Origin of the sequence: Bosea sp. 685 (assembly GCF_031884435.1) — a bacterium.
Classification (GTDB): domain Bacteria; phylum Pseudomonadota; class Alphaproteobacteria; order Rhizobiales; family Beijerinckiaceae; genus Allobosea.
In genome coordinates, this window is record NZ_CP134779.1 from 5,296,152 (window position 1) to 5,311,270 (window position 15,119).

Genomic DNA, 15,119 nt, shown 5'->3' on the forward strand with positions numbered 1-15,119 from the left:
CCGGACATCACGCCGCCCTGCCCGCGACCTCAGCCGGCGTCAGCCCGACGAGTTTCGCGTAGCGCTCGGGATCGGTTGCGCCCTCGGTATTGATCACCAGCACGCACGACGCGGTGTCGAGACCAAGCGCCTGCCGGATGGCCGGGTCCGCCGCCGCGCGCATCAGCCCGGCCAGGCCCGCGCAACCGCTCTCGCCAGCAACGATCGCAGGATCTCCCGCTTTGGGGCGGGCCAGGCGGTTCATTGCCGTGACAGCATCCGCATCCGCGACCGTCATGAAGCCGTCCGCGACCCGCGACAGCACGCGCCAGGCGATGGGGGACGGCTCGTAGCACTCCAGCATCGCCATGACCGTGGACTCGCCATGGGCCACCTTGACCGGCCTGCCCGCCCTGGCGGTCTCGACGATGCAGGCCGCGCGGGCGGGGTCGACCACTGTGAAGACCGGCCGCGCCTCGCCCAGCACGAGCGCCAGATGCGCGGCCACCGCCGCCGCGATTCCGCCCACACCGGCCTGGACGAAGACATGCGTTGGCCTGGAGGGAAGCTGCTGCAAGGCCTCGCGCACGAGCGCGGTGTAGCCCTGCATGACAAGGCCGGGGATGCGCTCATAACCGTCCCAGGAGGTGTCGGAGACGACAATCCAGCCCTTCTCGCCGGCGATGCGGGCGGCCTCGACGACGGAATCGTCATAGGTTCCGGCGACGCGCAGGATCTGCGCGCCGAAGCGGGCGATCGCCGCGATCCGCTCCTCGCTGACGCCGGCGTGGACGACGATCACCGCCTTCGCCCCGGCGAGCTGCGCACCCTGCGCGACCGAGCGGCCATGATTGCCGTCAGTGGCGCAGGCGAAGGTCATCTCCGCGGCGACAGCGCGAATCTCGGGCTCCCGGAATGCAGCGTCGCCCAGGCTCCGGCCGAGCCGCATTTCGGCGGCCTCCAGCACCAGCCTGATAACCGCATAGCCCCCGCCCAGCGCCTTGAAGCTGCCGAGCCCCAGACGATGGCCTTCATCCTTCACATGCAAGGCCGCGATGCCCAACTCGACTGCCAGCCCCGGCAAAGCATGGAGCGGCGTCACCGCCTGGTCGCTGCGCTCGGCGAGATGGCGCCCGATCGCGTCGGCTCCCGCGCCGCCGAGCGTCTCGGCATCGACGGGAGCAAGCCCGCTGCGGTAATCGGCATGCTGGTTGAGCAGGAACATCGCGACCTCGCTTGAATGCGGTCTCGAAGGAATATTGCAAGCGGCACGAAAAAGGCGCTGCAATCCGGGGCGCTCAATGCAAGTTTGTTTCGTGGCAAGTTTGTTTCGTGGCAAGTTTGCTTCGTCGCAAATGTGTTTCGTGAGATCGCCGTGCCCGAGAGTCCGACCCATCCGCTCGATGCCTTCGACCGGGCCATTCTCGCGATCCTGCAACAGGACAACACCACCCCGCAGCGGGTCATAGGCGAGCGTGTGAACCTGTCGGCGCCGGCCGTGCAGCGCCGGATCCGGCGGATGGAGCAGTCCGGCGTCATCCAGGCCAATGTCGCGATCGTCGATCCCGCCGCGCTCGGTCATCCCATCACGATCTTCGTCGAGGTCGAGCTCGTCAGCGAAACCGCCGGGGACATCGACGAGGCCAAGCGCCGCTTCCTGGCCGCGCCCGAGGTGCAGCAATGCTATTATGTGACGGGCGATGTCGACTTCATGCTCGTCGTGCTGGTGCCGAGCATGGCGGCCTATGAGGCGCTGACGCGCCGGCTCTTCTTCGACAACGCCAATATCCGCAAATTTCGCACCTTCGTCGCCATGGACCGCGTCAAGGCGGGCCTTGCCGTCCCGGTGGCTTAGAGCCCGTCTGGAAACATGAGCCCTCATCCTGAGGAGCCGCGCAGCGGCGTCTCGAAGGATGCTCCAGATGGTTCGGGAGCCTCCTGGAGCATCCTTCGAGACGCGCTCCTGCGGAGCGCTCCTCAGGATGAGGGCTCGCGGAGTTTCCAGACGAGCCCTTACAGCCGCCCCGCCTTGTGCCGCTCGCACCAATGCGCGGCCCGCTCCTTGAGCCGCGCGCTCCGGATATAGGGATCGTCCTCCTCCAGCCGCTCGAGCGGCTCAAAAGAGAACGCCTCGGCTCCGTGCTCGGCCCAGCATTGCTGCAAGGCTTTGTTCGGGTGGTTCCCGAAGCGCAGCGTGAACCAGATCCGGTTCTGGATGGTGCTCAGCTCGGCGCATGCGCCGATCCAAGCCTCTCCCGACACGGCACAGCGGATCAGATAGACGCCGCTGATGAGCTTGCGTTCCTTGTAAGCGGAAATGGCCGCTTTCCTGTCCTCGGCACGCATGCCGCTCTCCTTCTCTGCCAAAGACTCGCGCTCAATATCACCCGGGTGATATTGACATAGGATATTTTTACCCGGATATAAAGCGAGAAAACGCGAGGCCCCGCCATGTCCGACCCATCCGCCCCATCATGCACCGCCTTCGAAGGGCCCCGACGGCTGGCCTCGGGCGCCCTCGCGGAGGTCGCCCTTGCGGTGAAGGCGGCGGCCGATGGCGGCTCGCTCCAGCCCCTGCTCGTCTTCGACGACGCCTCGGGACACGTGATCGATTTCGATCTCCGCGGCACCGAGGCCGATGTGATCGCGCGCTTGCCCGCACTCGCCGCGCAACTGGCCCCACCACCGGCCCAGCCACGGCAGACGGAGGAGGAGACGGCAGCCGGACCGCGCGGCAAGGGCCGCCCGAAGCTCGGCGTGATCGCTCGCGAGGTGACCTTGCTGCCCCGGCATTGGGACTGGCTCGCCGTGCAGCAAGGTGGCGCTTCAGCGACCTTGCGACGTCTGGTCGAGCAGGCCCGGCGCGCCGGCGGCGTGAGCCAACAGCGGCGGATGGCACGGGAAACGGCCTATCGCTTCATCTCGGCGATGGCGGGCAACCTCGCCGGCTTCGAGGAGGCGACGCGCGCCTTGTTTGCCGACGACCGGCCCCGCATGGAAGCGCATATGGCGACCTGGCCGCAGGACATTCGCAACCACACGCTGCGCCTGGCCTGGGGCGATCACGTCCCGCCGACTGAGGCGTGAGGAGAGGAGCGCCAGGCCATGCCCTATGTCGAAACGAACCGGGTCACGATCGCCTATGAAAGCTTCGGCCCTGTCGATGGCGAGGTGATCCTGCTGATAGCGGGCCTGGGCACGCAGATGCTGCGATGGAGCCCGGAGTTTTGCGACAGGCTGACAGTGCAGGGCTTTCGCGTGATACGGTTCGACAATCGCGATGCCGGCCTGTCGATGCATCTGTACGACCAGCCCGCCCCGGATTTCGCCGCCCTGTCGGCGGCTGCCGCCGGCGGGCGGCCGTTCGCGGTTCCCTACACGCTCGATGACATGGCGAGCGATGCGCTCGGCCTGCTCGACGCGCTGGGAATAGAGCAGGCCCATCTGGTTGGCCGCTCGATGGGCGGGATGATCGCGCAGATCGTTGCGAGCACTTATCCGCATCGCACCCTGTCACTCGCCGCGATCATGTCCAGCACCGGCAATCCGGAGCTTCCCAAGGCAGGGGCGGAGGTCATGGCGATGCTGATGCGACCAGCACCGGCTCCTTCAGTGGACCTCGAGGGATATCTCGCCCACAGCCTCGCCTTCGCGCGTCGCATCGCCGGTCCGGGCTATCGCTTCGACGAGACGGCCCAGCGCGCGCTCATCATGAGCGAGCTGGAACGGTCCTATGATCCAGCCGGCACGAGCCGCCAGATCGCCGCCATCGCCGCGACCGGCGATTTGCGCCCGCGCCTGAGCCACGTCACCGCGCCGGCCCTGGCGGTGCATGGCGCGGATGATCCCCTGGTCCCAAAGGCAGCCGGCGCGGACATCGCGGCCTCGATCGCCGGCGCCCGCCTCATGATCATCGACGGCATGGGCCACGACCTGCCCGCGCCGCTTTACAACAGGGTGGTTCGGGCGATCGTCGAAAACGCGCGCAGCGCTCGGTTTCAGAAAGCTTGAAGAACAGCCGGCTGGAATGCCGGCGATCGCCAAGTCCGAAGCGCTCCCGCCTGTGTTGTGAAGCGGACACATTGCGCAACAAGCGGTACTGCAGACGTTTCACCCTCTATGCGCGTGTTCGGCCGGTCGATAAGCCCGCCCCTGAGGCTCGCCGGAGGCGGGTATGGGGAGATACCGCTTATGCCGACACGTCGCCTTTTTGCCTTGGCGCTGACGGCAGCCCTCGCCGGCTGCGTGACGAGCACACCTCCGCTCTCGGTCGACGAAATCAAGACGTGGAAGGTGGTTTCGGTCGAGGGCATCGTCGCACCCGTGGCGCGTTCCGGCTGGATGTCGGCTGCACACGACTTCAGGAAGCTCAAAGGGCTCGAGATCATCGTCAAGCCGAGCGAGGAGCGCGGCCTCCCCCAGCAGATCATCGAGCCCGCCCTGCCGCTCGAAGAATACCGCGCCTACATCGCCAGCCAGTTCTCCCAGCGGGTGAAGACCTCGTTCATTGGGCCGCTGCAAGGCGGGCTCCACGGAACCCGGCCCGTGCGCATCGTCGTCTCGATGCACGACGCTCTGATCCTCGACGGCAATGCGCGTTTCGGGGCGACGCTGCTATCGGGACAGTCCGGCGACGAGAACACGCTGACCGCAAGCATCGACGTGGTCGACGCACGAACCGGCAAGACGCTGCTGACCTTTCCCCAAAGCGTCACGAAAGGGACGGGTGGCGCCCTGGGCCTCGCTTTGGGCGGCGGGCCGATCATCGAAAGCGACCCCATGATCCGCATGCTGAACAGCCTCCGTGAGCGCTTCACCGCGTGGCTGCTCAAGCGAGCCTAGAGGTTGTATGGACCGTGAGAACCAGCACATCCCAGCCCCTTCGAAGCCTCGCATCTCTTGCGGAAAGAGCGCCGCGTTCTTTCACGCGCCGTCTCGATGAGGCCTAGAGGCTGTTAGCGACTCCGGGGATGATTTGATGAGGTCAAAACGGCGGAGATGGGAGGAGCATTGCGCAGGCGATACCATCGGTATCGGCAAGCGATGCGACGCTGCAGCTCCGCCGTTTTCACCTCACCTGCAGGGCGCGGTGATTTTGCGCGACTGCGGCGTCGTTCTTCGTAGCAAACCGGAAGGTTTGCGTCCTCGAACTCTTTGCGTCCTCGTACTCCTGGCATTCGCGCAAAATCGCCAGCGTCAAATCACCCCCAGAGTCGCTAACAGCCTCTAGCGATGGACCCCGGTGAAACTTGGGTCTAGGGTGCCTCCAGTCGGGGGACGAAGCGGCCTGGCCTTTCCAATATCGCGAGGATTTTGCAAGGGAGCGCCTTTCGGCAAGCGGCCTCCTTCTTCGCGCCAGACCACCGCCGCGTATTGCGTAAGCCCAGGCGGATCTCATGACCCAGCAGAGCCGCAGCGACACGATCGAAGCCGCCCGAAAGGCCGCGAGCCTGCGCTCTTCGGAGCCGGGCGCCTCGAAGCTGTCGCCGGACGGCCACGGCCTGGTCGTCGGCATCGGCGCATCGGCCGGCGGACTCAATGCGTTCAAGGCCTTCCTGACGAGCATGCCGGCTGAAAGCGGCATGACCTTCGTACTGATCCAGCATCTGGCGCCCGACCATAAGAGCGTGCTGACCGACCTGCTGGGGCGAACGACTGGCATGCCCGTGCTGGAAGCCGAAGACGGCGTGATCGCGGCGGCAAACACGGTCTATGTCATTCCGCCGAACGCGACCCTGATCCTTCGGGACCGTCGCTTGCGGGTCTCCAAACCCGCACCGCCACGCGCCTTGCGCCGGCCGATCGATACGTTCTTCACCTCGCTTGCCGAGGACCAGGGCGAAAATGCCGTCTGCATCGTGCTCTCAGGCACCGGCAGTGACGGCGCGCTCGGCCTGTCGGCGGTCAAGGAAAATGGCGGCCTCACTCTGGCTCAGGCGGAGTCCGACCACATTGCGATGAGCGGCATGCCGCAAAGCGCCACGGCGACCGGCTTCGTCGATGAGGTGATGCCGGTCGAGCAGATGCCGGCGCGGCTGCTCGACCATCAACGCCACTCTCTCTGGTCGCGCCGCGCAAGGACGGTGATGGCACGCGGCGCGACGCGGCCGGACATCTGGTCACGATCAGCGCCTTGCTGCGCGCCCAGATCGGCCATGACTTCGTCCATTACAAGGAAAAGACCCTGGTCCGCCGCGTCCAGCGCCGCATGCAGGTGCTGCAGATCGATGAGGTCCCGGCCTATATCGCCCGCCTGCACGACGATCCGGCCCAGATCGATCTGCTCTTCCGCGAACTCCTGATCGGGGTGACCCAGTTCTTCCGCGACCCCGAGGCCTTCAAGGCGCTGCAGACTGCCTTGATGCCGAGATTTGCCGGCGACCAGCGCGACGATGACACCGTCCGGATCTGGGTGCCGGGCTGCGCCACGGGGGAGGAAGTCTATTCACTCGCCATTCTCGTCAGGGAGATCATTGCGCAGCAACCGAGCGCGGTGAGAGTCCAGATCTTCGGCACCGACATCGACAACGCCGCGATCGCCTTCGCCCGCCAGGCACGCTACCGCAAGGTCACCGGCTTGACGCTAGAGCGGCTCGCGAAATGGTTTTCCCCCGACGGCGACGCGTATTGCCCGGTGAAGGTGATCCGCGAGATGTGCGTGTTCTCGACCCACAGCGTCACCAAGGACCCGCCCTTCTCCAAGCTCGATCTGATCTCCTGCCGCAATCTGCTGATCTATATGAATGCGGCCCTGCAGGACCGCGTGCTGAAAACCTTTCATTACGCGCTCAAGCCGGATGGCATGCTGTTCCTCGGGCCCTCGGAAAGCATGACGCGCCAGAGCAGGCTCTTTGCCGACAGCGACAAGAAGCATCGCATCTTCCGGCGCGAGGATGCGGCTACCACCTTGCCGGACGTCGCGCTTCGCGTGTCGTCCGCCGCTGCCCGGGAGCTGCCATCCGTCGGGCCGGCGGCAAGTCCGGGAGAAGACCGGATCGACAAGACCGCGCGCCGGGCGCTCGAGAAATATTCCCCCGCCTATGTCGTCATCGACAAGCACCACGACATCCTGCGCTTTTCCGGTGGCGAGGCCGGGCACTATCTCGAACCTTCATCGGGCGCGGCGAGCCTCAACCTCTTCGGCATCCTGCGAAAGGCCTTGCGGCCGGTCGTGCGAAGCACGCTGCAGCAGGCGCTCGCCAAGAAAGCCGCGGCGGTGCATGAGGCCGTGCCGGTCCGGATCGATGGGCAGATCCGGGCCGTTACCGTCATCGTCGAGCCGCTCAGTGAGGGGGGATTATGCGTCGTCGCCTTTCGCGACGACGGCATACGCGCGCTCAGCCGCAGCAGGAAGGCGACCATTGCGAGCGAAACCGCCGCCACGGCCGCCATGGAGCACGAACTGCTGACGGTGAGGATGCAGTTGCAGGCGACGGTCGACGAGCTGGAAACGATCAACGAGGAAAGACGGGCCGCGGCGGAAGAGTATCAATCGGCCAATGAGGAGCTGCAATCGTCGAACGAGGAGCTGGAAACCTCGAAGGAGGAGATGCAGTCGATCAATGAGGAGCTTCAGACCGTCAATGCCGAGGTGGTCAGCAAGAACGAGGCGCTGACGCACCTGAACAGCGACCTGAAGAACCTGCTCGACAGCACCGAGATCGCCACCAGCTTCCTGGACAGCAATCTGCGCATCAAAAGCTTCACGCCGAAGATGACCGATATCTTTCATCTGCGCGACACCGATCGCGGGCGCCCGATCACCGACATCACCTCCATGCTCGGCTATGACGAGATCGAGGACGATGCGCGCCAGGTCTTGCGCGAGCTCTCGGTCGTCGAACGCGAGGTGCAGATCAAGCATCATGGCATGAGCTTCCTGATGCGGATGCGGCCCTACCGCACCATGGACAATGTCGTCGATGGCGTCGTGATCACCTTCATCGACATCAATGAGCGCAAGAAGGCGGAGGAGACGCAGGATCTCCTGGTCCGCGAACTGAACCATCGGATTAAGAACCTGTTCGCGGTCACCAACGGCGTGGTTTCGCTCAGCGCACGCTCGGCCGGCACGCCGCAGGACATGGCCAGGGCGATCCGGGGCAGGCTCGAGGCCCTTGCGCGCGCGCATGAACTGATCATCCCGGCACTGGGCGGGGGCGGCGAAGCGATCAAAGGGGGCACGACACTCGATGCGCTGGCGAGCGCGATCGCTTCGCCCTATCGCGAGCAGGATGGTGATCGGGAGCGCGTCACGGTCGATGGCCCAAGCGTGCCGCTAGGTGGGCAGGCGGTCACCAGCCTTGCGCTGGTTCTGCATGAGCTGGCGACGAACGCCACCAAATACGGCGCGTTATCGTCCTCGGACGGTCATATCGCCATCTCTTGGTCTGTTGGGAAGGGCGCTCTGTCGCTGATCTGGGAGGAGCGTGGCGGGCCGGCGGTCGCTGGTCCGCCGATTGGGCAGGGGTTTGGAAGCCTGCTCGCACGCCGCAGCATCGAGGGCCAACTCGGAGGTGTGCTCACCTATGACTGGAAGGCGGAAGGGCTGATCGTGCGCCTATCGGCACCAATGGAACGATTGCTTCAGTAAAATCGTTTTAATCTACCAGTGCTCGCGATTGGAGCAGGAGTCCTGCCTTGCTCCACGCCACCCCCCTGTTGCCGGCGATCCTGATTGTCGATGACGAGCCGTTCATCGCCCTCGACCTTGCCTTGGCGGTCGAGGATGCGGGCTGTCTTGTCGTCGGGCCGGCAGGAAGCGTGCGCGAAGCTCTTAGCCTGCTCGCATCGAGCCGTGTGACCGCCGCTATCCTCGACGTGAATTTGAGCGACGGCGACGTGACGCCGGTCGTCGAAATCCTGGTCGCGCGCGGCGTTCCGCTGATCTTCCAGACCGGCGTCGGACTGCCGCCTTCACTGAAGGCGCGCTATCCCGACCTTCTCGTCTACGCCAAACCCGTCATGTCCGAGCGGCTCGTGGACATGCTGATCGGGCTGATCCCGCAGGTTTGACCCCTACCGCCGGATCGGGGCGTGACAGCCCGTTTGGACATCGTAGCTCCGGGATCCATCGTAGAGCGTCATTCTCGGGCTTGCCCCGAGAATCTCATGACCAGAGGGCACTGGTTTACGAGATGGTCGGGTCAAGCCCGACCATGACGCGCTTCGGATCGCGGGTCTGCGCGGAGTTTATCCTTAGAGCCTGGCCCGAAATGAATCCAAAGATTTCAATGGCTCTGCCTCGATCACCATGCGCCGTCATCCTGGGCGAAGCGAAGCTTCGACCCGGGATCCATCGTAGGGAACCGCGCTCTACGATGGATCCCGGATCTGCGCCGCTGACGCCGCTTGTCCAGGATGACGGCGCGGGTGACAGCGAGCGATCGCAAGCCCCTGATATGGCTCGGTTCATTTCAGGCCGGGCTCTTAGGCCGATCGAAGATCGGACCCGAGCGCTACGCCCGGGATCACGGCGTGGTTCTGAGGATGAGCGGCATGCTCCAGGAGGCTCCGGAACCATCTGAACCATCCTTCGAGACACCGCTTCGCGGCTCCTCAGGATGAGGGCTGGGGTTTCCAAACCGGCTCTGAGGCGGATAGCAAAATCCTGATCTGAGCCTGATATCCCTGGCTTTTATCCAAATATTTTTCAGAATTCCCCTGATCGATCGACGATATCGCAAAATAAACAGGCGGAACTTTTCTGTAATCTGCGTGTTTTAAAGCCACCTGACCAATCCGCGGGATATCCATCCCAACTGGTTCATGCGAAGGATTACTTCCATGCTGAAGACATTTGCCCTTATTTCCGCCATAGCTATCGTTCCTGCGATGGCCTTTGCCCAGAATGCTCCGGCAGCTGGCGGCGCGGTTGGCGGCGCGGCAACCGGAGCGGTTGGCGGCGCGATCGTCGGCGGCCCGGTTGGTGCCGTCGTCGGCGGTGTTGGCGGAGCGGTGGTCGGTGCGATCATCGGTGATCAGACGCCGCGGTTCCAGACCTATGTCGTGGAGCAGCGCCGCCCGTCCTACACCTATGCCGAGCCGGTCGTCGTCGGCGCGACACTGCCGAATGAAGGCGTCACCTATTACGAGGTGCCGCGCGAATATGGCGAAACCAATTATCGCTACACGGTGGTCAACAACCGCACCGTTCTGGTCGATCCCAGGACCCACCGCGTCGTGCAGGTCATCCAGTAAGCCGGAAGCCTGACCCAGAAGTAGCCGCGCCTTCACGCGCAGCCGCTCCTCTATATCGGGTCACAGGCCTGCTCCAGCGATGGGGTGGGCCTTGGCCCGTTCGATGCGCGCTAGAGCATTGTTTTAACACGTTTTCTTCACGCGAACCGATATCCGTTTCGTTCGAAAACGCTCTAATTCGCGCAACGATGCCGCTCGTGACGGGCTTTGCCCCTCGACATCTGCGCCATTGAAGGCCGTCGCCGACCATTGCCGCATCGCTCGACAGCCCTGTCGAGCGATCGCCGGCAATGTGAACGAGGAGACCGAGATGGCGCTTGAGCAGACCCGTGTGGAGATCGTGCCCAAGCTCTGGGGATCGACCGATCTTTTGCCGTGGAGTGAGGCCGGACATGACGGCGTCGCGATCGGCGAGCTCTGGTTTCAGCGGCGCGATCCCAAGACGCCCGAGCCTGCCTTGCTGCTCAAATTGCTGTTCACGCAGGAGGCTTTGTCGATCCAGGTCCATCCCGACGATGCGCTCGCGCAGGCGATGGGGCAGGCACATGGCAAGACCGAGGCCTGGTACATCCTCTCCGCTACGCCGGAGGCCACGGTCGGCGTTGGGCTGACGTCCGTCCTCACAAGCGAGCAGTTGCGCTCCGCCATCGCGGACGGTTCGATCACCGAGCACCTGCAATGGCGCAAAGCCGTCAAGGACGACGTCATCTTCGTGCCAGCGGGAACGATCCATGCGATCGGCGCGGGCCTCGTGCTCGCAGAGATTCAGCAACGCAGCGATACGACGTTCCGCCTGTTCGACCATGGCCGTGCGCGCGAACTTCATATCGAGCGGGGTGTCGCCGCCGCCCATGCCGGGCCCGCAGAGAACCAGGCGCCGCCCGAGCGCCTGAGCGACACCAGGACCCTGCTCGTCGCGAGCCCGTATTTCGTCCTCGAACGGCTCGATCTGGCGGCCGGCTCGGCCTGGGAGCTGGACGCCAGGCACGAGACCTGGCTGGTCGTCATCACTGGCGATGCTCAACTCGGACCATCCCAGGCGGGCGTCGGCGAGGGTTGCTTCATCGAGGCCCAGACGATGCGCATCAAGGCAGGGCGCGATGGCCTGACCTGTCTCCTGGCCTATGAGGCCGCCAGGCCGAGCCACGATCTTCTGCGCGCGCTTGACGCGAGCGCGGCGCTTGCACCGGGCAACGCCGCTTTCCAGCCGCCCCTGCCCCTCCCCGCGCTCGCGGGTTCAACGATCCCCGTCACGGAGGCACGACCATGAGCCCGCTCCACCGCATCGCCTTTATCGGCAATTCGCTCCCGCGCCGCTGCGGCATCGCGACCTTCACCACCGATCTGGAGCAGGCGATCGCGTCGTCGGGTGCGGGTGTGGACACGTCGATCATAGCCATGAACGACCATGGCCATGGCTACGACTACCCGCCTTCCGTCCATTGCCAGGTTCGCGACGAGCAACTGGAGGATTACGCACGCGCTGCCGATTTCGTGAATGATGGCAGGTTCGACGTCGTCTCGCTCCAGCACGAGTTCGGGATCTTCGGCGGTGAAGCCGGGGGCCACATCATGGCGCTGTTGTCGCGCTTGACGGTGCCGGTCGTCACCAGCCTGCATACCGTCCTGTCCGCGCCGACTGCCGTGCAGCGCGACGTCATGGAGCGGATCATCGACGCCTCGGCGCGGGTCGTGGTCATGGCCGAGAAGGCGCGCGACTTGCTGCGGACAGTCTACCGGCTCCCCGCCGACAAGATCGAGGTCATCCCACACGGCATTCCCGCCTTCGCCTTTCTCGAGCCTGACGAAGCCAAGGCCAGGCTCGGCTTCAGCGGCCGCTCCGTCATCCTGACCTTCGGGCTATTGTCGCCCAACAAGGGCATCGAGGTGATGATCGACGCGATGCCTTCGATCCTGCGCCGTCGTCCCGACGCGGTCTATGTGGTTCTGGGCGCGACGCATCCCAATCTGGTCCGCGAGCAAGGCGAGGCCTATCGCGCCAGCCTGATGAATCGCGTGCGCGAACTCGGCGTCGAGGATCACGTGGTCTTCCTCGACCAGTTCGTCGACCAGGCAACGCTGCTCGGCTTCATCTCGATGTGCGACGTCTATGTCACGCCCTATCTCAACGAGGCGCAGATGACATCCGGGACGCTGGCCTACAGCTTCGGCCTGGGCAAAGCGGTCGTATCGACGCCGTACTGGCACGCGCAGGAACTGCTCGCGGATGGTCGCGGCGTCCTGGTGCCATTCGGCGATGCGGTTGCCATCGGCGACGAGATCGCAGGCCTTCTGACCGATGACAGCCGACGGCAGGCGATGCGGCTGCGCGCCTATGCGAGCAGCCGCTCGATGACATGGGAGCGCACCGCCAAGCGCTATCTCACGGCGTTCGAGACGGCGCGCCGGGGTCGCCTCCTGACTGTGGTCGCGGGTGCAGCCCAGGCGAAGCCCTTGCCGCAGATCGCCGCGCCTCCCGAGATGCGGACGGGCCATTTCCTGAGCATGTGCGACGATACCGGCCTGTTCCAGCACGCCGTCCATTCCGTGCCCGATCGTGCGCATGGCTACTGCGTCGACGACAATGCCCGGGCGCTGCTCCTCGCCTGCATGCTGAACAGCACCGGAGAGCCACGCCTGTCGGAAGCCCTGACGGCGCGTTTCGCCTCGTTCGTCCAGCATGCCTGGAACCCCGATACGCGGCGATTCCGCAATTTCATGAGCTTCGACCGGCGCTGGCTCGAGGATACCGGTTCGGAAGACAGCCACGGACGGACACTCTGGGCGCTTGGCGAATGCGCGCGTAGCGATATCAGCCCATCGCGCCGGCAATGGGCCGCTGCCCTGTTCGCGGAAGCCTTGCCCGTGGTCGAGGAATTCACCTCGCCCCGTGCCTGGGGCTTCGCCCTGCTCGGCCTGGACGCCTATTGCGCGATTGCCGGTGCGCCGGCGACGGCGATCTGGCTGCGCACGCTGCTGGCCGACCGGCTGCTCGGCCTGATGTCGGCGGTCGAGACGCCGGACTGGGTCTGGTTCGAGGACGGGTTGTCCTATGACAATGCGCGCCTGCCCCAGGCGCTGATCGCGACCGGCGTTTCGATGAAGGTTCCGGCCTATGTCGAGGCCGGCTTGCGCTCGCTGCGCTGGCTTACAGGCCTGCAGACCACGCCAGCGGGCTTGTTCAGGCCGGTCGGCTCGGACAGTTTCGGCGACAAGCGCTGCGCGCCCAAAGCCTTCGACCAGCAGCCGCTGGAAGCGACCGCGACGATCTCCGCCTCCCTTGCCGCCTGGCGCGCGGACGGCGATCCGCAATGGCGGGCTGAGGCCGCGCGGGCCTTCGCCTGGTTCCTGGGACATAATGATCTCTCATCGCCCTTGGTCGATCTGGACACGGGCGCCTGTCGCGACGGCTTGCATCGCGACCGACCGAATGAGAACCGCGGCGGCGAATCCGTGGTATCCTACCTCATCAGCCTCGCCGAGATTCGCCAGCTAGCCCGCATCAGCGGGGATCGCCCGAAACTGGCGCCGCTTCGGGCCTTGCACGCCTGAGCCTCCGGCGAGCACGCACAAACAGACTGGGGTCGCCTTGTCCCAATCAACCTTCCTGAACCGGCAGGCCCTGTATCTGCGCCCCGACCCCGCAAGGGTCGTGGTGCGCCGGTTCGGCCCACAGGCGGAGCCCAGGGATCTCAACCACACCGACAAGATCCGGGCGAACCATATCGTCGAGCGGGTCCTGTCGCTCGATGCCGCGACGGCGGAGAGCCTGCTCGCCGAGGTGCTGGAGAATTTCAAGGGCCGGCACCGCAACCTGCTGGAACGCTTCGAGGCCCGCGCCGACGAGATGGAGGAGGCCTTCGCGACACATGGCGAATTCAGCCAGGTCCAGCGCCGGCTGGTCGGATCCTACTTCCTGCATGAATATTCCTTCGAGGCGGCGGCGCTGTTCAATCCGAGCATCGTTTCGCATCCCGACCAGTCCGGAGCGCCTCCGGGCGGACGCCGCTTCATCCTGAGCCTTCGCGCCGTTGGAGAGGGGCATATCTCATCCCTGACATTCCGCTCCGGCTCGATCGCAGCCGATGGCAGCGTCAGCATCGACCCGACATCGCGTCTGGCTTCGATCGCGACCTTGAGGAACCGGATGGCGCGCCTCGACGGCGAGGACGTCGAGGTCATCTTCTCCGCCGATGGCGACATCAGCGAGCGGGTGATCTTCCCCGTGACCGCAGCCCAGTCGAACGGCATCGAGGATGCGCGCTTCGTCGCCTTCGAGGATGACGGGAAGACCGTGTTCCGCGCGACCTACACGGCCTATAATGGCCGGGGCATCCGCTCCGAATTGATCGAGACCAGCGACTTCCTGTCGTTCCGGATGTCGCCGCTGCGGGGCTCGGCAGCCGTCAACAAGGGCATGGCGCTGTTCCCGCGCAAGATCAATGGCCGCTACGCCATGATCGCGCGGCAGGACAGCGAGAACCTCTATCTGATCTATTCCGACGATCTCCTGACCTGGGAGGCCGGCGGCGTCGCGCTGCTGAAGCCGCAATTCCCCTGGGAATTCATCCAGATCGGCACCTGCGGCTCGCCCATCGAGCTCGACGAAGGCTGGCTGCTCCTGACCCATGGCGTCGGGCCGGTCCGGAAATACGCGATCGGAGCGGTTCTGCTCGACAAGGCGGACCCGTCGAAAGTGCTGGCGCGCTCGCGCGAGCCCTTCGTCCGCCCCGAACCCTCCGAGCGCGAAGGCTATGTTCCCAACGTCGTCTATACCTGCGGGGCGATACGCCATAACGACCAGATCATCCTGCCTTATGCCGTCTCCGACACCTTCTGCAATTTCGCGACGATCAAGATCGCTGCACTCCTGCAAGCCATGGAACGCCGCGATGCGGGAACCGGCGTGTGACGGAGACGAGCCGCTGCCGGCAGGCGGC

At 65.1% G+C, this 15,119-nt stretch carries 13 protein-coding genes; 11 read left to right on the forward strand and 2 right to left on the reverse strand.

All coding sequences use genetic code 11. From position 1 onward, the window contains the following. Positions 1-7: 7 nt before the first annotated feature. Positions 8-1,204 (reverse strand): diaminopropionate ammonia-lyase, encoded by a 1,197-nt coding sequence (locus RMR04_RS25980; protein WP_311911377.1) that lies wholly within the window; start codon positions 1,202-1,204, stop codon positions 8-10. A 150-nt stretch (positions 1,205-1,354) separates the two neighbouring features. Here RMR04_RS25980 and RMR04_RS25985 point away from each other — a divergent pair, with 150 nt between their 5' ends. Continuing rightward, on the forward strand, positions 1,355-1,834 hold the full coding sequence (locus RMR04_RS25985; RefSeq protein ID WP_311911378.1) for an Lrp/AsnC family transcriptional regulator: 480 nt from the start codon (positions 1,355-1,357) through the stop codon (positions 1,832-1,834). Between the two features lie 158 nt (positions 1,835-1,992). Here RMR04_RS25985 and RMR04_RS25990 read toward each other — a convergent pair whose 3' ends face one another. Further along, positions 1,993-2,325 (reverse strand): GIY-YIG nuclease family protein, encoded by a 333-nt coding sequence (locus RMR04_RS25990; protein WP_311911379.1) that lies wholly within the window; start codon positions 2,323-2,325, stop codon positions 1,993-1,995. Positions 2,326-2,430: 105 nt separating this feature from the next. Between RMR04_RS25990 and RMR04_RS25995 the strand changes: the two genes are divergently transcribed. The 10 genes from RMR04_RS25995 (at position 2,431) to RMR04_RS26040 (ending at position 15,091) form a co-directional block, all read left to right on the forward strand. Beyond that, positions 2,431-3,066, forward strand: coding sequence for a DUF2239 family protein (locus RMR04_RS25995; RefSeq protein WP_311911380.1), 636 nt, complete (start codon positions 2,431-2,433; stop codon positions 3,064-3,066). 18 nt (positions 3,067-3,084) lie between these two features. Next, positions 3,085-3,990 carry an alpha/beta fold hydrolase gene (locus RMR04_RS26000; protein ID WP_311911381.1) on the forward strand — a complete coding sequence of 302 codons (906 nt, stop codon included), beginning with the start codon at positions 3,085-3,087 and terminating at the stop codon, positions 3,988-3,990. A 204-nt stretch (positions 3,991-4,194) separates the two neighbouring features. After that, positions 4,195-4,821 (forward strand): hypothetical protein, encoded by a 627-nt coding sequence (locus tag RMR04_RS26005; RefSeq protein WP_311911383.1) that lies wholly within the window; start codon positions 4,195-4,197, stop codon positions 4,819-4,821. 554 nt (positions 4,822-5,375) lie between these two features. Next, the gene (locus RMR04_RS26010; RefSeq protein ID WP_311911384.1) at positions 5,376-6,281 is read left to right on the forward strand and encodes a chemotaxis protein CheB; all 906 of its coding nucleotides are present in this window, start codon (positions 5,376-5,378) and stop codon (positions 6,279-6,281) included. Beyond that, entirely contained in the window at positions 6,164-8,572 is a 2,409-nt protein-coding gene (locus RMR04_RS26015) for a CheR family methyltransferase (protein ID WP_311915953.1), read from the forward strand. Before RMR04_RS26010 ends, RMR04_RS26015 begins: the two co-directional genes overlap by 118 nt. A 47-nt stretch (positions 8,573-8,619) precedes the next feature. After that, positions 8,620-8,994, forward strand: coding sequence for a response regulator (locus RMR04_RS26020; RefSeq protein WP_311911385.1), 375 nt, complete (start codon positions 8,620-8,622; stop codon positions 8,992-8,994). A gap of 771 nt (positions 8,995-9,765) precedes the next feature. After that, positions 9,766-10,179 (forward strand): DUF1236 domain-containing protein, encoded by a 414-nt coding sequence (locus tag RMR04_RS26025; RefSeq protein ID WP_311911386.1) that lies wholly within the window; start codon positions 9,766-9,768, stop codon positions 10,177-10,179. Between the two features lie 310 nt (positions 10,180-10,489). Next, entirely contained in the window at positions 10,490-11,449 is a 960-nt protein-coding gene (locus RMR04_RS26030; RefSeq protein ID WP_311911387.1) for a class I mannose-6-phosphate isomerase, read from the forward strand. Then, on the forward strand, positions 11,446-13,731 hold the full coding sequence (locus RMR04_RS26035) for a glycosyltransferase family 4 protein (protein WP_311911388.1): 2,286 nt from the start codon (positions 11,446-11,448) through the stop codon (positions 13,729-13,731). The genes RMR04_RS26030 and RMR04_RS26035 overlap by 4 nt, the downstream gene beginning before the upstream one ends. 37 nt (positions 13,732-13,768) lie before the next feature. Continuing rightward, positions 13,769-15,091, forward strand: a complete 1,323-nt coding sequence (locus tag RMR04_RS26040) for a glycoside hydrolase family 130 protein (protein ID WP_311911389.1) — start codon at positions 13,769-13,771, stop codon at positions 15,089-15,091. Positions 15,092-15,119: the final 28 nt, after the last annotated feature.